This window comes from Allobosea sp. 117, assembly GCF_000702305.1.
In the GTDB taxonomy this organism is placed as follows: Bacteria; Pseudomonadota; Alphaproteobacteria; order Rhizobiales; family Xanthobacteraceae; genus Ancylobacter.
Window position 1 is genome coordinate 497,788 of record NZ_JNLC01000011.1, and the last position, 19,265, is coordinate 517,052.

Below are 19,265 nucleotides of genomic sequence, written 5' to 3' on the forward strand. Positions count from 1 at the left end.
CGCCCTTTTTCTTTGTGCCCGCTGCTCACGAAAAAGGCCCCGCGCGTGACGCGCGGGGCCGGAACTGTCGACAGACGCAAGCCGGAGCGCGCTGCGAGGAGGTCAGCGGGCCGGCTGACCGCGGAAGAAGCGCCAGAAGGCGGCGTAGACGAGGTCCGGCCGGTGCTCGGCGGGATAATGGCCGGTCGGCACCGCGAAGGCGGTGAGGTCGTCCGCCCATTCGGACCAGGCCTGCGGCACCTTGAAATGCCGGCCGCAATGGCTGTTGTCGCCCCACAGCACCAGCGTCGGGCACGCGATCTTGCGCTTGCCGTACTCGGCGGTGTCCATGGCGAGATCGACGGTGATGGTCGCGCGATAATCCTCGCACACGGCGTGGATCTGCTCCGGCGTCGCGCAGCGCACATATTCGGCGATCGCCTCGGGCGTGAAGATCTCGAGGCCGACGCCCTTCTTGTTGAGCTTGTAGCGCATGTAATAGTCGAGGTCGGCGCAGAGCAGCTTCTCCGGGAACGGCGCCTTCTGCGCCATGAAGAACCAGTGATAGCTCTCGCTGGCCCAGCCGAGCGTGATGTTGTTCAGCACGTGGTGGGTCGGCACGATGTCGAGCGCGGCGTAGCGGGTGATGCGCTCCGGCTGGTCGAGCGCCATGCGGAAGCCGACCCGCGCGCCGCGGTCATGGCCGGCGACGCCGAAGGTCTTGTGGCCAAGGACGTCCATGACGTCGAACGCGTCCTCGCCGATGGCGCGGAAGGAATAGCCGGAATGATCCTCGCCGCCGTCCGGCTTGGAGCTGTCGCCATAGCCGCGCATGTCGATCGCCACGACCGAGAAATCGCGCGCCAGCGAGGGGGCGATCTTGTGCCAGCTCACCAGCGTAAGCGGATTGCCGTGGATCAGCAGCAGCGGCGGGCCTTCGCCGGCGGTGGCGACGTTGATCTCGGCGCCGCGGGTCTTGATGCGCTGGAATTTGAAGCCTTCCATGAGGCTTTTCGATTGGACGAGGTCCGGAACGTCAGCTTCGGCCAGCATGGGCACATCCTTTCAGACAGAAGAGATGTTTCTTAGCTCATTTCCGGAGCAACTGTCGACAATTTTGCTCTTAAAGGTTTTATTTTACCTCCTATGTGTGCAAATATATTCTTATGCGGAGGTCGAGCCTTGCTCACGGCGCACAGGGGACGCTCGTTGAGGTTTAATGAGCCGCCCCCGGATCAGCTCCGGGGACGTCGTTAGATCGCGTTGCCAGGCCGGAAGGCCGGGGCGACGGCAGGCCTCAGAAGTTGCGCGCTGCGAGACGCGTATGCGTCACCTGCGGCGGGCTCGCGAAATAGGGGCCCGCGAGCTCGCGCCAGGCGAGGAAGTCGGCGGATTCGCGGAACCCGACCATGTGATCCTCGACCGTGTCCCAGCCGACCACCAGCGTGTAGCGGCTCGGATGCTCGATGCAGCGCTGGATCTCCATGCTGCGGCAGCCCTTGGCGCGCTGGAAGATCGGGCCGGCCTTGGCGAAGGCGAGCTCGAAATCGTCTTCCGTGCCGGGCTTGATCTCGAGAATGGCGATTTCGTGGATCATGGCGTCCTCGTTGCAGGGCGTCGAAGGGCGAGCACGCCCGGTCGCGCGAAGTTGGGTTGCATCCGGTTCGATAGCCTGCCGGACTGCGTCCAGCAATGCGCCGCGATTCGGCTGCTAGCCAATCCATCCCGAACCAATGGCGACGACCGCGCCCGCGCGGCGGGTCCTGTCGCATGGCTGCCCGGAGCCCCGAATGCCCCCGACCTACGATCGCGTCACGCGCTCCCTGCATTGGCTGGTCGCCGCGCTGGTGATCCTCCAGTTCGCCACCGGCTGGGCGTGGGGCTATTTCGAGCGCGGAACGGACGGGCGGTTCTATCTGTTCCGCACCCATATCTATGCCGGCTATGCCATTCTAGGCCTCGCCCTGCTGCGCATCTATTGGCGCCTCACCCATCGCGCGCCGCCGCTGCCGAACGGCATGTCGCGGCTGACCGCGGTGCTGGCGCATACGACGCACGGCCTGCTCTATCTCGCCATCCTCGTGCAGCCGCTGCTCGGCAGCCTCACCATCACCGCTTTCGGCAAGAGCCTCGGGCGCTGGCCGGGGCAGACCCATGTCGCGCTCGCCTATGGGATATTCGCCCTGGTGGCGCTGCATGTCGCGGCAGCGCTGTGGCACCAATTCGTGCGGCGCGACGGGCTGATCCACCGCATGCTGCCGGCGCGTCAGGGCTGATCCTCGTCCTCGCGCAGCACGAAGCGTATCGCCCGGCTCATCGCCGCCGGCAGCACCGAGGCATGGTCCTCCTCCGGCAGCATGTCGAAGCGCACCCGCGCTTCCGTGCCCAGCACTATCGCCGCCCGCTCGGCGAAGAGCCGCGCCCGGTCGACCATGGCGCGCCGGGACCTGCGCGCCGCGAGCTCGGCACTGTCCGGCCGGCCCTGCTGCCATGGCGCCAGCGCCTGCTCCCACTCGCCGACTGCTATGACGAGCCTCACCGGCGCGGCGGGCGGCGCGATGGCAGCGAGACCCGCATTGAGCCGCGCCTCGTCCCACCAGATCGACGGGCTGACGGCGATATAGGACCGGAAGGCGGAGGTGTTGCGCGTCAGTACGTCGAGCGCGAAGAAGCCGGCGAGCGAATGGCCGAGCAGCGTCTGCCGCGCCGGATCGAGCGGGGCGATGCCGGCGATGGTCGGCTTCAGCTCCTGCTCGATGAAGGCGAGCAGCCGGTCGCGCCCTCCTGTCGGCGGCTGGTCGTCCGCTCCGGGGACCCGCGCTTCCGAGCTCGGCCCTGGCGAATAGTCATAGGTGCGGCGCGCTCGCTCGTAGAGCGTCTCCGTCGGATAGCCGATGCCGACCAGCACGGCCGGCACGATGCCGGTGGCGGCCGGGCGCATCGCTCCGCGCCGCAGCGTCTCGACCAGTGTCGCGAAGCCGGCATTGGCGTCCAGCATGAAGATGGAGGGAAAGCCGCCGGCCGGGGCCGGGGCTTCCGGCACCGCCAGGAAGATGCGCCAGGGCTCTCCTCCGCCGGGCGGGGCGAGATCGAAGACGCGGGTGCCGGGCAGGGTGACTTCGGACGGCATCGGGTGTTCCGCATGAGGAGGCTCACCCTCTACGGCATCGGAGGCCCGGCGCAAGTCCGATCCCGCCTCGGCGCATCAACCTGAAATCATTCTAAACTATTGAATATGCTCGATAACTTGACCGACCCCCAAGGCTCGGGCATGAACCGGCCGCGCGGACCCGCCGGTCGCGCGCACCCGACGGGGAGCCGCGATGACCGACGTCCCAAGCCACGCGGTGGAACTTGCCGCCTATGCCCGGCTGGTGCGCCGGCGCCTCGCCATCCTCCTCGGCCTCGGCGGGCTGATGGTGCTCGCGGTGCTCGCCGACGTCGCCACCGGGCCGTCGAATCTTCCGATCGCCACGGTTGTGCACGGCCTCCTCGATCCATCGGGGCTCGACGTGCCGACGCGCGTGATCCTCTGGGAGGTCCGGCTGCCGGCCGCGCTGATGGCGGTGCTGGTCGGGGCCGGGCTGGCGCTCGCGGGCGCGGAGATGCAGACCATCCTCAACAATCCGCTGGCCAGTCCCTTCACGCTCGGCGTCTCCTCCGCTGCCGCCTTCGGCGCGGCGCTGGCGCTGGTGCTCGGCGTCGGCCTGCCCGGCATCCCGGCGAGCTGGCTGGTGCCGGGCAATGCCTTCCTGTTCGCCTTCGCCTCGGTGCTGCTGCTGCAGGCCATGGCGCGGCTGCGCGGCACCGGGGTCGAGACGCTGGTGCTGTTCGGCATCGCCATGGTGTTCACCTTCAACGCGCTCACCGCGCTGGTGCAGTTCGTCGCCAGCCAGGAAGCGCTGCAGCAGCTCGTCTTCTGGACCATGGGCAGCCTCGGGCGCGCGAACTGGAGCACGCTCGGCGTGCTGGCGCTGGTGGTCGCTCTGGTGATGCCCTTCTCGCTCGCCGCCTCCTGGCGGCTGACGGCGCTCCGGCTGGGTGAGGATCGCGCGCGCAGCTTCGGCATCTCCGTCGGCCGGCTGCGTTTCGCCTCGCTGCTGCGGGTGAGCCTGCTGGCGGCGACCGCCGTGGCCTTTGTCGGCACCATCGGCTTCATCGGTCTCGTCGGCCCGCATATCGGCCGGCTTCTGGTCGGCGAGGACCACCGCTTCTTCCTGCCGGCGAGCGTGCTGGCCGGCGCGCTGGTGATGTCGCTCGCCTCGGTGGCCGCCAAGCTGATCGTGCCCGGCGTGCTGCTGCCGGTCGGCATCGTCACCGCGCTGATCGGCGTGCCTTTCTTCCTCGCGCTGATCCTCTCCCGCCGGGAGCGGATCGGATGAGCGCCGCACTGGAGGTCCGAAATCTTGGGGTCGGCTATGGGGCACGACGGATCATCGACCGCCTGACCCTGCCGCCGGTCGTGCCCGGTACCGTCACCGGTCTCATCGGCCCCAACGCCGCCGGCAAGACGACCCTGCTCCGCGCGCTGGCCGGGCTGCTGCCGGCCGAGGGCTCGGTCCGGCTCGGCGAGATCGAGCTGGCCGGCCTCGGCCCCGCCGCCCATGCCGGGCATGTCACCTACATGCCGCAGGCGCTGCCCCAGCGTGTCGCGCTCACCGTGCTGGAAGCCGTGCTCACCGCGCTGATGAGTGCCCCGACGGCGCCAGCCGGCGCCGCCGCGCGGCGGCGCGCGATGGAGGCGCTCGACCGGCTCGGCATCGCCTCTCTCGCCTCGCGCGGGCTCGACGAGCTCTCCGGCGGCCAGCGCCAGCTCGCGAGCCTCGCGCAATGCCTCGTGCGCGAGCCGAAGGTGCTGCTGCTCGACGAGCCGACCTCAGCGCTCGACCTGCGCCACCAGCTCCGGGTGATGCAGCTCGTCGACGAGATCGCGCGCGACCGCGACATCATCGCGATGGTGGTTCTGCACGACATCACGCTGGCGGCGCGCTGGTGCCGGCGGCTGATCGTGCTGGCGGAGGGCGCGGTCGCCGCCGACGGGCCGCCCGAAGAGGCGGTGACGCCCGCGCTGCTCGCCGACGTCTACGGCGTCGAGGCGCGGGTCGAAGCCGATACGCGCGGCCATGTCCAGGTGATGGTCGACCGCGCCCTGTAGCGTCGCTCAGGCGCGCAGCGTGGCGCCGCCGTCGACATAGAGATCGGCCATGGTGATGTGTCCGGCCTGGTCCGACAGCAGGAAAACTGCGGCATTCGCAACGTCTTCCGGTGTCGCCAGCTTGCGCAGCGGGATGCCGGCCTTGAAGGTCTCGGGCGAGCCCTCGATCACGCGTGCCGCGCCGTGCTTGTCCGCCCACATGCCGGTCTGCATCGGCGTCAGCGTCGAGCCGGGGGCGACTATGTTGCAGCGTATGCCGTGCGGCGCCAGCTCCAGCCCGAGGCAGCGGGTGAACATGGTGGTGGCCGCCTTGGAGGCCGCATAGGCCGCCATGGCATGGCGCGGCACGCCGGCCGCGTTCGAGCTCACCGTGACGATGGCGCCGCGCCTGCGCGGAACCATGCGGCGCGCCAGCGCCCGCGAGACGCGGAACACCCCCGCCGTGTTGATGTCGAACACGCGCTCCCATTCGGCGTCGGTGGTCTCGGTCACCGTCGCATGGCCCAGCACACCGGCGACATTGGCGCCGATATTGATCGGCCCCCATTCGTGCTCGATCCTCTCGACCAGTGTCTCGACCTCCAGCGTCGAGCGCACGTCGAGCCGCTCGATCCGCACATCGGCTCCGAGATCGGCGAGCGCGGCGAGGCCGGTTTCGTTCATGTCGGTCGCCACCACGCGCACGCCTTCCTCATGGAGGGCACGCACCACCGCCGCGCCGATGCCGCCGGCTGCGCCGGTGACGAGGGCGATCCTGCCGTTCAGGCCGCTGGCACGCATGGGGCTTTCTCCTTCTTCTCGCTGTCGGCGGCGGCCATCGCCGCCGCGAGAGCGGGGGCGATCCGCAAGACGGCTTCCGCCCCGGTGAGGTGGGCGTGCAACGCCGGCACTTCGAACATGTCGACGCGCGCCGCATAGGGCGCCCATTGCTCCGGCCGAAGATCGCGGCCCTGATGGTCGAGGCCGGCGCGCACATGCAGGATGGGGCCGTCATAGCGGGCATGGTGATGCGCGCGCACGAGCCGGTTGTTTCCCGCGACGACGCGCACCACGCCGTCGAGCGCGGCGTCCGGCAGCCGGCCAAACGGACTTCGCGTCGCGCGCAGGAAGGCGACGACCGAGGCGCGCGTCAGCGCCACCTGCGGCAACCGGTCGGGATCGTGCCCGCCGATCGCCAGCAGCGCCTTCAGCGCCGCGCCCTCGTTAGGTTCCGGTTCGGCCCGCCAGCAATCGGCGGGGTAGGAATCGAGCATGGCGACGATGCCCACCTTCGCGCCGAGGCGGGAAAGTTGCACCGCCATGGCATGGGCGATGATGCCGCCGATCGACCAGCCGACGAGATGATACGGCCCCGCCGGATGGGCGGCGCGGATGCGCTCCACATAGTCGGCGGCCAGCGCGTCGAGGCTTTCTGGCGGGGCGACATCGGGGGAAAGAGCCGGCGCCTGCAGGCCGTAGACGGCGCGGCGCGGCTGCAGCGATCGGGCGAGCCGGCCATAGCACCAGGAGATGCCGCCAGCGGGATGGATGGCGAAGAGCGGCGGCAGCGTCGGATCGCCGTCGGCGAGACGCACCAGCGGGCCGAGCCCGGCATCGGCCTCACTCTCCGCCTCGATCAGCCGCGCGAGGCCGGCGACGCTCGCCTCGGCGAACAGCGCGCCGAGGCCGGGATCGCGGCCGAACGCCTCGCGCACCTTCAAGAGCAGCGCCACGGCGGAGAGCGAATCCCCGCCGAGCGCGAAGAAATCGTCATCGGCGGCGGGCTCCGTTGCGAGCCCGAGCTGCTCGGCGAACAGCGCGGCGACGCGCCGCTCGGTCTCGCCCGTCAGCGGGCGCGCGCCGGTGGGCGCATAGTCCGGCGCCGGCAGCGCCGCCCGGTCGAGCTTGCCGTTGGCGGTCACCGGCAGGGCGTCGAGGGCAACGAAGGCGGCCGGCACCATATAGTCCGGCACCCGAGATGCGATTGCTGCGCGCAACGCATCTGTCGTGAAGCCTGCATCCGGCACCACATAGGCGACGATGCGCCGGTCGTCCGAGCGATCCTCGCGGGCGACCACCGCCGTTTGCCGGACGAGGCCGGTGGCGGCGATAGCACTCTCGATCTCGCCGAGCTCGATCCTGAGGCCGCGCAGCTTCACCTGATGGTCGGAGCGGCCGAGGAAGACCACCGCCCCGTCCTGCCGCCACCGGGCCAGATCGCCGGTCGCATACATGCGCTCACCTGGCACGAAAGGGTCGGGCACGAAGCGCTCGGCGGTGAGGTCCGGCCGGCCGAGATAGCCGCGCGCGAGCTGCACGCCGGCGAGATAGAGATCGCCGACGACGCCCGGCGGCACCGGGCGCAGCCGCGCATCCAGCACATAGAGGCGCGTGTTCCACACGGGCAGGCCGATGGGGACCGGCGCGGAGCGATCGTCCGGTCCGGCCGGCCACCAGCTCACATCCACCGCCGCCTCGGTCGGGCCGTAGAGATTGTGCAGCTCACCGGCGATCGTCCGGTGGAAGCGGTCGCGCAGCTCGGCGGGCAGCTCCTCGCCCGAGCAGAACACGCGCCGCACGGCAATGCCGCGCGCGCTCGGCTCGGCGAGGAAGGCGGCGAGCATGGAGGGCACGAAATGCAGGGTCGTGATGCCCTCGCGCCGGATCAGTTCGGCGATTGCCACTGGATCGCGATGCGCCTCCGGTGGCGCGACCACGAGCATCGCCCCGGCGATCAGCGGCAGGAAGAACTCCCACACCGAGACGTCGAAGGTGGCGGGCGTCTTCTGCAGGATGTGGTCGGTGGCATTGATCCCATAGTGGACACGCATCCATTCGAGGCGGTTGACGATGGCACGATGCTCGATGACGACGCCCTTCGGCTCGCCGGTGGAGCCGGAGGTGTAGATCACATAGGCCGCGTCATCCGGGCGTGGCGCTTCTGGCGCCGGGCCAACGGCCGAGCGCGACCAGTCTTCCGGCGCGAGCACCGGCACGTGCGGCGCAAGCCGGCCCGCGTCCACGGTGCGGACCAGAGCGAGTCGCGGTGTGGCGGAGGCGGCGATGCGGGCAAGGCGTGCGTCCGGCTGGGCGAGGTCGAGCGGAAGATGGGCGGCGCCAGTACGCAGCACCGCGACCAGCGCGACGATCAGCTCGATCGAGCGCGGCAGGGCGATGGCGACGATGTCGCCGCGTCCGACCCCGCGCGCGGCGAGCTGCCCGGCCAGCGCCGATGAGCGGGCATCGAGCGTCGCAAAATCAAGGATCTCGCCCTCGAAGACGACAGCCGTCTCCTGCGGCGAGCGCTGCATCGTTGCCGCGATGAGATCGACGAGGGTGACGTCCGGCACCTCATGGGCGGTGGCGTTGACCTCGAAGAGGTAGCGCCGCGCCTCGTCCGGGCTCGCGGTCGGCACCTCGGCGAGCCGCCCGGCGCCCGCTCCCGCGACGAGGAAGGCGTTCAGCCGCGCCGCATGGGCGGCGGTTTCCTCGCGCGAATAGAGCGAGGGGTTGCTGTCCACCTCCAGCCGCAGCCCTTCGGACCCGCCGGCGAGCCGGTGAAGGCGGAAGGTGAAGGTGATGTCGTCCACCGGGCCGGTGCTGAGCACTTCGAGGCGCGACGACAGGCCCGAAAAGCGCGGCGTCTCGTCGAAGGGCAGGATGTTGACCAGCGGCCCGTGCAGCCGCCGGTTTCCTCCGACGAGCTTGAGGTCGCGGCGAAGCTGCTCGCTGCGATAGCGCCCGTGCCGCCGCGCGCGGGTGAGCGAGCGCGCGACCACGGCGAGATAGTCATGCAGCGGCGCGTCCTCGTCCTGCGTCACGCGCAGCGGCAGCACGTTCATCAGCATCGCCGGAACACGAGCGGCGGCGCTGCCGAGCCGGCCCATGAACGGAACGCCGATGATCGCCTCGCGCGTGCCGGTGTGGCGCTGGCAATAGGCGGCGGCGAGCGCGGTGACGACGTCCGGCCACACCACGCCAGCCTCCTCGCCGAGGCGCTTCAAGCTCTCGAAGGTCTCGGGAGTCAGCTCGACGCTCTCGCGGTGGAAGCCGTGCGCGCTCGGCGCGATGCCCGGCGCAAGGCTCGCCACCTCGGGCCGGTCGGCGAAGGCCGCGCGCCAGAACTCCGCGTCCGCCGCGCGCTTCGGCGAGGCGCGATAGGCCGCATCCTCGGCAAACACCGCCGCCAGCGCAGGCAGCGCCGGGCCGGGCACTGTTCCATTGATGCGGGCATTGTAGAGATCGGCGACCCGCTGGGTGAGTAGGATCATGCCGTAGCCGTCTATGGCGAGATGGTGCACCTGCTGCTGCCAGATGAAGCGCTGCGGCCCGAGCCGGAAAAGCCGTTCTCTGGCAATGGGCTCGCGGGTCGGCTCAAGTGCCGTCGCCATGTCGCGGGCGATCTCGGCCTCGGCGGCGGCGAAGGGATCGGCAGCGCCGGACAGGTCGACGACGGCAAGATGCGGCCGGCGGGCGGGGTCGATCCTCTGCACCGGCCCGTCATCGGTCTCGGCGAAGCCGAGCGACAGCGCCTGCGCCTCGGCGAGCATGTCCTCGACCGCCATGGCGAAGGCGTCGAGGTCGAGAGGGCCGCGGAACTCGATATATTGGCCGGTGTTGAACAGCGGGTTCGCGGGGCCGAGCCGCTGCGCGTACCAGAGGCCGGACTGCGCCTCGGTCAGCGGGCGGGGCTCGAAAATTCCGGGCAAAACCGCCATGGCTTCAGCCGCCGGAAGGCCCGGCCGAGGCGGCCAGCTTGCGCGCGACGAGTTCCCACCAGCCGTTCAGCGTCGGACGCTCGGCGAATTCGGAGAAGTCGAGATCGAGCCCGCCTTCGCTCCACAGCAGCACGAGATTCATCGCCCGCATGGAGTCGAGGCCTAGGTCCATCAGGTCGTCATCGCCGCCGATCGCTTCCTCATCCTCGTGCAGCATGCGGGCGATATCGGCGCGCACGCGTTCGCGGCTGAGCGGTGCGGTGGGCGCGACGATGCGGGTGATCTTGTCCGGCGAGATCATGCAAGGCGCTCCAGCAGCGCGGCGCTCGTCAGCGGCACGGCGCAGGTCGCCGCCGCATAGGAGAGCGCGAGGTCGTGACGCTCGCGCGAGAAGTCGGCGAGCGCGTCGGCGGCGAGGAAGGGTTCGATGTCGCGCATGAAGGCGTCGGCCGCCGTCATCAGGCAGCCGATATGCGCATAGACGCCGCATATGGCGAGCTGGTCGCGGCCGCGCGCGCGCATCAGCCTCTCCAGGTTGCTGCGCTGGAAGGCGCTGTAGCGGTGCTTCACCAGCACGATGTCGCCTTCTTCCGGCGCCAGCGCGGCGACGATGCCCTCGTGCTCCGGGGCGCGGCTCATGCCCGGCCCCCAGAGGTCGGCCTGAAGGCCGCGGTCGCGGCGGTCCTGATTGCCGACCTGCGCGGTGTAGAACACCGGCACGCCGGAGGCCCGGCAGCGCGCCGCCAGCGCCGCGATATTGGCGATGGCGGGGGCGAGCGGGGAGGCCCCGGCCTCGAAGGGGGTGAGGAAATAGTTCTGCATGTCGTGGATCAGCAGAGCGAGCCGGTCGCGCTGCGGCCGCCACGGCGCGCGGGGGGCGGGCAATTCGCCGGCTACGGGAAGCGGATAGGGCGCGATGTGCGGCAATCCCCGCTTCGGCGTCTCGTGCGCATTCATGCCCGGGTTCCCTGTTCCGCGAGGAAGCGCCGGCGCAGGCTCGCGCGCAGCTCCTTGCGGCTGACCTTGCCGACCGCCGTGGTCTCGAAGGCGTCGACGAAGATGATCTGGTCCGGCACCTTGAAGGCGGCGAGGCCGCGCCCGCGCATGAAGGCCTTCAGCGCCGCCGCCTTCGGAGGATCGCCGGCCGGGATGACGAAGGCGCAGCTACGCTCGCCGAGATAGTCGTCCGGCAGCGAGACCACGGCGGCGTCGAACACTTGGGCGTGGGCCTGAAGATGATCCTCGATCTCTTCGGCCGAGATCTTCTCGCCGGCGCGGTTGATATGGTCGGTGGCGCGGCCCTGCACCACGAGATAGCCACCCGGCAAGCGCCTCACCACATCGCCGGTGCGGTAATAGCCGTCCGGCGTGAAGGAGCGAGCATTGGCGACATCGTCATTGTGATAGGCGCGGATCGTGTAGGGTCCGCGCGTGAGGAGATTGCCGACCTCGCCCTCGGCGACCGGATGGCCGGCATCGTCCAGTACCAGCACCTCGTCGGCCTCGCTGATCGGCCGGCCCTGCGTCCCGACGATGATCTCCTCGGGGTCGTCGAGCCGCGTGTAGTTCACGAGGCCTTCGGCCATGCCGAACACCTGCTGCAGGGTGCAGCCGAGCACCGGGCGCACGCGCCGCGCCGCCTCCGGCATGAACTTCGCCCCGCCCACCTGCAGCACTTTGAGGCTGGACAGGTCATGCGGGGTATTCGCCGCCGCCTGCAGCCAGAGCAGGGCCAGCGGCGGCACGAGGCCGGTGATGGTGACGCCTTCGCGGGCGATCAGCGGGAAGGCGACTTCCGGGCTCGGCGAGGGGCTCATCACCACCCGCGCCCCGGCATGCAGCGCGCCGAACACGCCGGGCGAGCTCATCGGGAAATTATGCGCGACGGGCAGCGCGGCGAGATAGACGCTGTCCGGCCCCAGGCCGCAGATCTCGGCGCTCGCCGCGAAGCTGTAGATGTAGTCGTCATGGGTGCGCGGGATGAGCTTGGAAAGGCCGGTGCTGCCGCCCGATATCTGCAGGAAGGCGACATCCGAGGGCGCTGCGTCCTCCGCCGGCAGCGCGGCGGGCGGCGGCAGGTCGGCGAGCGCCCGATAGGGACCGCCGTCGCCGGCCACAACGACATGCTCGACTGCCGAAACCTCAGCACGCAGCTCGTCGGCGAGGGCGCGGTAATCGAAGCCGTCGTGCCGATCCGCGACGATGTAGCCGCGCGCCTCGGCCTTGCGCGCAAAATGCGCGATCTCGACGAGGCGATGCGCGGGCAGCGCATAGACCGGGATCAGCCGTGCCCGGAACAGGCCGAACACCACGGATAGGAACTCGGGGATGTTGGGCAGCTGCACCACCACCCGGTCGCCGGGCTTTAAGCCCAGCGCCAGCAGCCCGCCGGCGATGCGCTCGGCCCTCGCCAGCAGCTCGGCATAGCTCCAGCGCTCGGTGCCGCCCACCAGGGCGATGCGATCGGGATGCGCGGCGGCGCGATCGCGCAACATCTGCGAGAAGGTGGCGCTGCGCCAATAGCCGGCCGCGCGGTAGCGCGCGGCCAGATTGTCCGGCCAGATCTGGCGAAGCGGGATCACGGCGTTTCTCCCGCGGCAGCCTCGACCGCGGCCTCCTCGATGCCGAGCGCGCGCAGAAGCGCGGCGAATTTCGCGCCGGTCTCCTCGGCCTCGGCGGCGGGATCGGAGCCGGGCACGATGCCGGCACCGGCATAGAGCCGGGCGGTGGAGCCGGACACCTCGGCGCAACGGATCGCGACATGCCAGCGCCCGTCGCCGGCGTCATCGCACCAGCCGACGGCGCCGGCATAGAAATCGCGCTCCCGCGTCTCCAGCTTGGCGATGGCGCGATAGGCGGCCTCGCGCGGGGTGCCGCACACCGCCGGTGTGGGATGCAGCCGGGTGACCAGCTCGATGGAGGAGACCTCCGGGTCCTTCAGCGTGCCTTCGATGCGGGTGCCGAGGTGCCACATGCTATTGGTGGCTACGAGGATGGGCCCTTCCGGTGCGACGAGCGCGTGGCAATAGGGGGCGAGGTGGTCGAGCACGGCCTCGACGACCTCGGCATGCTCGCGGCGGTCCTTGTCGGAGTGCAGCAGCGCTTCCGCCGATGCGCGGTCGGCGGCCGGATCGGCCGAGCGCCGGGCCGAGCCGGCGAGGGGGTGCGAGGCCACCTGCGCGCCGCTCTTTTCAACGAGCAGTTCCGGCGTCGCGCCGATCAGCGCGCGCTCCGCCGCGCCGCGCCGGGGCGGCAGCGGCACGCAGAAGGTGGTGACGGAGGCGTCACGCGCCAGCGCCGCAACGAGGGCGGCGGCGTCGATCGCGGCATCGGCCTCGGCGCGCAGGCTGCGCGAGAGCACGATCTTGCGTAGCGCCCCGGCCGAGGAGGCAGGTGCCGCCATCCGTTCCAGCGCGCGCGAGACCGCCGCCCGGTAGGCGGCGACATCGGGCTCCGCGATCACCCGCCAGCGGGGCGTCGGCGCGGCGGCCCGCAGCGGCATCGTCGCCGGTCCTAGCGTCTCGGGCTGGTAGAGATGCGCGGGCCGCCCGCGCTCGAAGGGAAGCGCGCCGACGAGGCGCCTCGGCCCGTCGGAAAGCCCCGCAAAGAAGGCGGCGACGCGGGCCGGAAGGTCGTCGGCGTTCTCCTTCATCCCGCCGGCCGTCAGCACGCGCCGGCAGCCGCGCGCCGCGAGGCTTTCCTCGCCCGAGACGAGCGTGAAGGGCAGCGCCGGCGCGAAGGACGGCGCGGCTGCGCCCTCCTTCCCGGCTTCGGGCGAAGGCCTCACGACGATCCGGCTCGCCTGGCTCGACATGGATCCGGGCGGTCTCAGGGCGTCACGATGGTGACGACGTCGCCGTTCGGATCGATCATCGGCGCCGGGCGGGGCGGGGGCGAGCCGGCGCTCGCGCCTTCGGGGCGCGGCGGGCGCGGGCCCGTCTTGATCTTGTTGGTGACATAGGCGCGGCCCGACGCCTCGTCGATCGCCACGGTGTTGGGCATGGAGCCGGTGACGATATTGGCGATCACCTTCAGCTCCTTGGCGTCTACCAGCGAGACGAAGCCGCCGCGCCGGTTGGCGACATAGACGATGCCGCGCTTCGGATCGACGCTGACGCCCAGCGCGCCGTCGCCGGTCGGGATGGTGGCGAGCAAGGCGCCGTCCCTGGCGTTCAGAACGGTGAGATCGCCGCTTTCCTGATTGGCGACGAACAGGCGGTCGCCCTCGGCGTCATAGGCGAGGTTGATCGGGCTCTTGCCGCCCGAGGGCACGCTGGCGATCACCTTGCCGGTGGCGAGGTCGATGGCGTGGACCTCGTTGCTCTGCATGGCAGTGACGAAGAGGCGCTTGTTCTTCGGGTCGAGCGCGAGGCCGCTGACGCCGCCCTTGAGATCGCCGATGGTGCCGATGATCGTGTTTGTGGCGCCGTCGATCACCCAGATCTCGCTCGGGATCTCGCCCCGCGCGAACGCGCTCACATAGACGCGGTTCGCCTCCTCGTCGACCAGCACCTGGCGCACATGGGCCTTGTCGCCCTGCTTGATGGTGGCGACGACCTTGCCGGTGGCGAGGTCTATGGCCGCCACCGCGCCGGAGCGGGTCTGCGTCGCGTAGAGCGTCTTGGTCTTGTCGTTGATGCCGAGACCGAAGCCCGGCTCCTTGCCGAGCTCGATGGTCTCCTTCACCGCCAGCGTCGCCGGGTCGAGCGCGAGGATGGCGCCGTTGTCCTTGCCGCGCTCGCCGACAGCGGCGACATAAACGCGCCCGAGCGCGTCGCTCACCACCACCTCGTAAAGGCCTGTGCCCGGGCTCGACGAGGTGACGAGGGCGGGTTCCGCCAGCACCGGCGTGGCTAGCAGCGCCAGTGCGGCGACGGCGGAGACAAGGATGCGGCGGGACGACATGGGATTCTCCGTTCGGGTCGGATGGGCGCGGCTTGCGGCGTGCGCCGGTTCATGCGGGGTCAGTCGAGGTCGATCCAGTTCGGCCCCTCGACCGGCACGGCGAGAAAGCGTTCGTTGACGAGCTGCCGGGTGGCGTCGGGATCGAGCCCGCCGAACAGTTCGGGGTGAATCCAGCGCGCGAGCGCCTCGACGGTGAGGATGTCGAGCGGCGAATTGAGAAGCTGGTGGGAGAGCCCGTGGACGCGGCCCTCGCGCACCGCCTTGAGCCCCTGGAAGCCGGGGCGCGCGACAACGCCCTTCAGCGTCTCGCGGGCGCGCGCCTCGCTGTATTCCGGGCCGATCAGCAGGCCGGCGGTGCCTTCCATATGGCTGCCGCCGGTGGCGATGTAGACCGCCGGGTCCTGCACCACGATGTATTCGAGATTGAGCTTGCCGAAGGCGCGCGGGATCACCTCGTCGCCGATGTTGCGGCCGCCGACGAAGTCGATGACCTCGCCGACATTGCCGCGCCCGGGCGAGCTGCAGCAGTCGCCGGTCATCGCCGCATGCGGCTCGAGGAACACCTTCGGGCGTGCCGCCGGATCGAGGGTCGCCACCTTGGCAGCGATGGTGTCGAGGCGGGCGCGGCGGAAGGCGAGGAACGCGTCCGCCTGCGCCTGCCTGCCGGTGGCGGCGCCGAGCAGCCGGAGGCTCGGCTCGAGGTTCTTCAGCGGATGGGTGAAGAAATCGATGATGACGACGGGGATGCCCGCCGCCTCGATCTTCGCCAGCTCCTCCTCGGTCGGCTGCGAGCCGAGCGAAAAAACGGCGAGGTCGGGCTTCGATGCGACCACCTGCTCGACCGACAGCGTGCCCGCCGAGCTCGCGACCTTCGCCAGGGCGTCGATCGCCGGGAACTTCGCGCGGTACTGCTCATAGGCGCGCTTACCGATGCGGTTGATGTCGCGCGGCCAGGCGGCGAGCATGCTCACCGGATCGGGATGGATGAGGGAGAGCGCGACGAGGAAACGCCCGTCGTCGATGAGCAGGCGCCGCGCGGGCGCCGCGAGCTCGATCTGCCGGCCGGTCACGTCGGTGAGCGTAAGAGCCGCCGTGAGGCCGGGCGGCAGCGGCGCGGCGGCGAGCAGCAGGCCGATCAGCACCGCCGCGACAGCCGCGCAGAGTTGAGCATAGCGACGCCCGTGAGCGGCCGGGAGCGGTTCTGAACAGGGGGGGCGAGGCATCGGCCGACACGAATATCCGCGAAACGATGCGCGGACCTATCCTGCCTTCGGCCTCGGAGTGTCAACTTAATATTTCGTAACGACTTCATTATAAGAAGTCTAATCTTAGTTTTGATGCACTCTAAACAATGATAATGGAGCCATATATTTATTTTGACTAATTCTGAACTGTGAGTGGGGCTGTGCCTCGTCGTCGGCTGTCATCGGCCGAGGGCTACGACGACCTCACGGAAGAAGCGCCCGCGCGACGCGGCCTCATCGGGCCGCGCATGTCCGGGGCGAACGCGGTCCGGATCGCGGTCACGCCTGTCGATGTTTTCCATGATTTGAAATGCCGGACGGCATGTGCCCGCCGACGGGCGGCGTCCGGTTTCGGATTTGGCGCCGGCCGCACTGGCCGGCGGGAGGCCGGAGCGGCTCCGGCCCGTCATCAATGCATGGTGCGGACCATGCGGATGGTGCCGGCCAGCAGAACGATCGCGAACATCGTGAAAAGAACCGTTTCAACGCCCATTGCCCGTCTCCTTTTTCTTCAGGACGAGCGCAATTTAGCGATGAAGATGTAAAGTCACGCTAAGCGCACCGCGCAACTCCCATCGATCGGAGCAAGAACTCGTTAATCGGCGAGGCGGCGTGTGCAGCCGGTGTCGTTGCAGAAACGTGCCCCACCCCGCAGCTGCTTCCGGTCCAGGGCTTTCGAGGGCGGTCCGAGGGCGCGGCGTCGCGTGCGCTCCCGCGCAGCGGGCTATTTGAGCGCCTCCTTGTGGAAGCAAATTTCATGACCCGTCGGCGACACCACCACGCAAACCCGCAGGCAGAGCCGTTTCACGGTCACGCCATTCGGGCCGACGATTTCCGCCTCGACGGGCCTGACGCGAAACCTGGCGTCGATGGTGACCTCTTCGGCCGCCTGATCTCCGAGCTTGGAGATCGCGGCATTCAGCACCATCTCCACGACCGCTCTGGTCCACGAGTCCTCCGTATGCGTGTCGACGAGATGATCTTCGATATATTGCCTGGTGAGCTCGACCATTCGTTCCTCCGCGTCCCCCAAGACAAGGAATTGATAGGCGCATGGTTAGCCTGTGGGCTTGCCCTATCTGGCGGGGATGCCGACGGAAAAAGAGCAGCCCGCGACCTGCAGTGTGAAGTTGATCCCGCTGGCCGGATCGTTTCGACTGGCCAGATTTTGCTTCAACCACTCTAGGTGTTACGCGACGTCGACGCGCAGGCGATACACCGATGCGGCAGACAAGCATTCACCGCGTTGAACCGTCGCCGATACGGCGACGCATCTGCCAAATCTTCCGCAGAATTCATCAACGATACCACAATTGTGGTATCTTGCCATCGAAGATGGGGGTGGCGATGACGATCGATCAGGCCAAGAAGAACTTCCTGGCGGAGTTTGAAGCTCTGAAAGCGAAGTATGGCGAGACGTTTTCCGATCTCAGGGTGGTACGGTTTACTGGCAAGGATGGGGAAATCGTCCGGGACTGGGAGGATTACGTGCCCTATTCGTGTCGTACGGACGATGAGGGCCTGACCACATGCGAGAGCGAGAGGCCGATCTAGGCCGTCCTCTCGCCGATGCGGGGCATGCCGGGTGGACGCGCCCGGATTTCGCGGAATGCCGCATCACGCGGCGATCGGGAACAAGACAAAGCCGCGCGAACCGACATGGCTCGACGCGGCTTTGCTGAAAATGGACGGCGACCGCTCTTCACGCAGCCGGCCGAAGCGACCCCGTGAGGTCGCGAAGGACGACCGCCGATCAGGCCGCCTTGCGGCCGCGGCCGCGGCCCTTGGCGGGCGCCGGCGGCGGGGTCGGCTTCTTGCGCTGCTGGCCGAGGCCCATCTTCTTCGCGAGGTTGGAGCGCGCGGCAGCATAGCTCGGCGCCACCATCGGATAATCGTTCGGCAGGCCCCACTTGGCGCGATATTCCTCGGGGGTCATGTTGTATTTCGTGCGCAGGTGCCGCTTGAGCGACTTGAACTTCAGGCCGTCCTCGAGGCAGATGATATATTCCGGCGTCACCGACTTCTTGACCGACACCGCCGGCTTCAGCACTTCTTCGGTCACTGCCGGAGCCGGATTGGCGAGGTTAAGCAGCGCCCCGTGCACCTTGGCGATCAAGTCCGGAAGCTCGGACGCCGGAACCGAGTTGTTGCCGACAAAGGCGGCCACGACGTCTGCGGTTAGGCTCAGAAAGCCGGCGGACGAACTATCTTGCTCGGACATTTATTCTCTCCATGAGGGCGATGTTTCCGTCTAACATTTTTTGCGTAAACGTCAACAAGCATTGACATACAAAAATGGTATAACAGCCAATATAGATTTGATGGTATTGATACAGGCAGGTGCCACGTTGCCTGCTCGGTCTGCCTAGGTGTTCATGCGTGGCCCGCGAATTCTGCCATAGCGGAAAACGATGTCGGCGACTCCCGCGGGCCGCAGCGAAGCTATGCGGCAGTGCACAATCCGGTTACTGGTAAAATCTGCAGGCAAATTCGATCTTATCAAGCAATTGGTCGTTCGCCGGCAGCAGTCGCCACGGTCTTCCGTAAGGAAGTGGTGATTCGAAAGCTTCGATATTCAAATAAAATTTTAACCAAATCCGACTGGCGATCTCAGTAGAGATGGTCGAAGAAGGCGCGCTCCAGTGCCACCGCCCGCGAGAACATGCTGCGGGCCTGCTCGGTGCTCGCCGCGTCGAGGCCTTCGCCAACACGGTCGAGCTCGCCGCGCAGCCAGCCGACGAAGCCGGCGAAGCCCGGATTGTTGTGGAGCGTGATCCATTCGGCATGCAGGAAGTGGGGCGGAAGCGCCGCGCCGGGGCGGTCGGCCCAGTCGAGATAGAGGCCTTCGGCGACCGCCAGCACGGCGAGGCAGGCGGCGTAGCTCCGGCTCTGCGCCGCTTCGCCCATCAACGACTGGAACGCGACGGTGACGGGCGACAGGGCGGGGGCGGCGCGCTCCGCTTCGCTCACGCCGAGCGTGTCGAAGGCGCGCTGGAAATAGGTGTTCTCGTCGGAGGTGATCATCGCCGCGAACTGGGCGAAGCGGATGCGGGAGGGGAAGCGGTCGGCGGTGGCGATGGCGGCACCCAGAAGCGCCACGAAGCGATCGATGAACTGATAGTCCTGGACGAGATAGCGCCGCATCACCTCTGTGGGCACCGCGCCGCGGAAGATCTCGTCGACGAAGCGGTGCTCCACCGCCGCCTTCCAATCCTGCGCATTCTCTGCCTTCAGGCGCGCGCTGAAACCCGGCATGCCTCTCCTCCCTCGTGAATTGTCGGAAGG

At 68.8% G+C, this 19,265-nt stretch carries 18 protein-coding genes; 4 read left to right on the forward strand and 14 right to left on the reverse strand.

All coding sequences use genetic code 11. The features are described from left to right. Positions 1 to 102 precede the first annotated feature (102 nt). Complete coding sequence (locus tag U742_RS0109050; RefSeq protein WP_029352204.1) at positions 103 to 1,032, reverse strand: alpha/beta fold hydrolase; 930 nt, start codon at positions 1,030 to 1,032, stop codon at positions 103 to 105. A 244-nt stretch (positions 1,033 to 1,276) separates the two neighbouring features. Beyond that, positions 1,277 to 1,576, reverse strand: a complete 300-nt coding sequence (locus U742_RS0109055) for an antibiotic biosynthesis monooxygenase family protein (RefSeq protein WP_029352205.1) — start codon at positions 1,574 to 1,576, stop codon at positions 1,277 to 1,279. Between the two features lie 193 nt (positions 1,577 to 1,769). Here U742_RS0109055 and U742_RS0109060 point away from each other — a divergent pair, with 193 nt between their 5' ends. After that, on the forward strand, positions 1,770 to 2,255 hold the full coding sequence (locus tag U742_RS0109060) for a cytochrome b (protein WP_029352206.1): 486 nt from the start codon (positions 1,770 to 1,772) through the stop codon (positions 2,253 to 2,255). Here the strand turns inward: U742_RS0109060 and U742_RS0109065 are convergent. Then, on the reverse strand, positions 2,246 to 3,109 hold the full coding sequence (locus tag U742_RS0109065; protein WP_029352207.1) for an alpha/beta hydrolase: 864 nt from the start codon (positions 3,107 to 3,109) through the stop codon (positions 2,246 to 2,248). The genes U742_RS0109060 and U742_RS0109065 overlap by 10 nt on opposite strands. Positions 3,110 to 3,302: 193 nt before the next feature. On the opposite strand from U742_RS0109065, the gene U742_RS0109070 reads away from it, so the two are divergent. After that, positions 3,303 to 4,361, forward strand: a complete 1,059-nt coding sequence (locus tag U742_RS0109070) for a FecCD family ABC transporter permease (protein WP_029352209.1) — start codon at positions 3,303 to 3,305, stop codon at positions 4,359 to 4,361. Then, positions 4,358 to 5,134 carry an ABC transporter ATP-binding protein gene (locus tag U742_RS0109075; RefSeq protein WP_029352210.1) on the forward strand — a complete coding sequence of 259 codons (777 nt, stop codon included), beginning with the start codon at positions 4,358 to 4,360 and terminating at the stop codon, positions 5,132 to 5,134. The genes U742_RS0109070 and U742_RS0109075 overlap by 4 nt, the downstream gene beginning before the upstream one ends. 6 nt (positions 5,135 to 5,140) lie before the next feature. Here the strand turns inward: U742_RS0109075 and U742_RS0109080 are convergent, their stop codons facing one another. From U742_RS0109080 to U742_RS0109125, 9 genes are all read right to left on the reverse strand, one after another. Continuing rightward, complete coding sequence (locus tag U742_RS0109080) at positions 5,141 to 5,914, reverse strand: 2,3-dihydro-2,3-dihydroxybenzoate dehydrogenase (protein ID WP_029352211.1); 774 nt, start codon at positions 5,912 to 5,914, stop codon at positions 5,141 to 5,143. After that, positions 5,896 to 9,831, reverse strand: coding sequence for a non-ribosomal peptide synthetase (locus U742_RS0109085; protein WP_051660975.1), 3,936 nt, complete (start codon positions 9,829 to 9,831; stop codon positions 5,896 to 5,898). Before U742_RS0109085 ends, U742_RS0109080 begins: the two co-directional genes overlap by 19 nt. A gap of 4 nt (positions 9,832 to 9,835) precedes the next feature. After that, positions 9,836 to 10,132 carry a phosphopantetheine-binding protein gene (locus U742_RS0109090; protein WP_029352213.1) on the reverse strand — a complete coding sequence of 99 codons (297 nt, stop codon included), beginning with the start codon at positions 10,130 to 10,132 and terminating at the stop codon, positions 9,836 to 9,838. After that, positions 10,129 to 10,788 (reverse strand): isochorismatase family protein, encoded by a 660-nt coding sequence (locus U742_RS0109095; protein ID WP_029352214.1) that lies wholly within the window; start codon positions 10,786 to 10,788, stop codon positions 10,129 to 10,131. Before U742_RS0109095 ends, U742_RS0109090 begins: the two co-directional genes overlap by 4 nt. Then, complete coding sequence (locus U742_RS0109100; protein ID WP_029352215.1) at positions 10,785 to 12,413, reverse strand: (2,3-dihydroxybenzoyl)adenylate synthase; 1,629 nt, start codon at positions 12,411 to 12,413, stop codon at positions 10,785 to 10,787. The genes U742_RS0109095 and U742_RS0109100 overlap by 4 nt, the downstream gene beginning before the upstream one ends. Next, on the reverse strand, positions 12,410 to 13,645 hold the full coding sequence (locus U742_RS0109105; RefSeq protein ID WP_051660976.1) for an isochorismate synthase: 1,236 nt from the start codon (positions 13,643 to 13,645) through the stop codon (positions 12,410 to 12,412). Before U742_RS0109105 ends, U742_RS0109100 begins: the two co-directional genes overlap by 4 nt. A 14-nt stretch (positions 13,646 to 13,659) precedes the next feature. Then, entirely contained in the window at positions 13,660 to 14,736 is a 1,077-nt protein-coding gene (locus U742_RS0109110) for a YncE family protein (RefSeq protein ID WP_029352218.1), read from the reverse strand. Between the two features lie 59 nt (positions 14,737 to 14,795). Then, on the reverse strand, positions 14,796 to 15,878 hold the full coding sequence (locus U742_RS0109115) for an ABC transporter substrate-binding protein (protein WP_248310312.1): 1,083 nt from the start codon (positions 15,876 to 15,878) through the stop codon (positions 14,796 to 14,798). An 826-nt stretch (positions 15,879 to 16,704) separates the two neighbouring features. Further along, complete coding sequence (locus tag U742_RS0109125) at positions 16,705 to 16,992, reverse strand: hypothetical protein (RefSeq protein WP_029352220.1); 288 nt, start codon at positions 16,990 to 16,992, stop codon at positions 16,705 to 16,707. A gap of 329 nt (positions 16,993 to 17,321) precedes the next feature. Here U742_RS0109125 and U742_RS0109130 point away from each other — a divergent pair, with 329 nt between their 5' ends. Continuing rightward, entirely contained in the window at positions 17,322 to 17,534 is a 213-nt protein-coding gene (locus U742_RS0109130; RefSeq protein WP_156034173.1) for a hypothetical protein, read from the forward strand. A 199-nt stretch (positions 17,535 to 17,733) separates the two neighbouring features. Here the strand turns inward: U742_RS0109130 and U742_RS0109135 are convergent, their stop codons facing one another. After that, a complete protein-coding gene (locus tag U742_RS0109135) occupies positions 17,734 to 18,201 on the reverse strand; it encodes a Ros/MucR family transcriptional regulator (protein WP_029352224.1) in 468 nt (155 codons plus the stop codon). Between the two features lie 389 nt (positions 18,202 to 18,590). Then, positions 18,591 to 19,235, reverse strand: coding sequence for a TenA family protein (locus tag U742_RS0109140; RefSeq protein ID WP_029352226.1), 645 nt, complete (start codon positions 19,233 to 19,235; stop codon positions 18,591 to 18,593). Positions 19,236 to 19,265 lie beyond the last annotated feature (30 nt).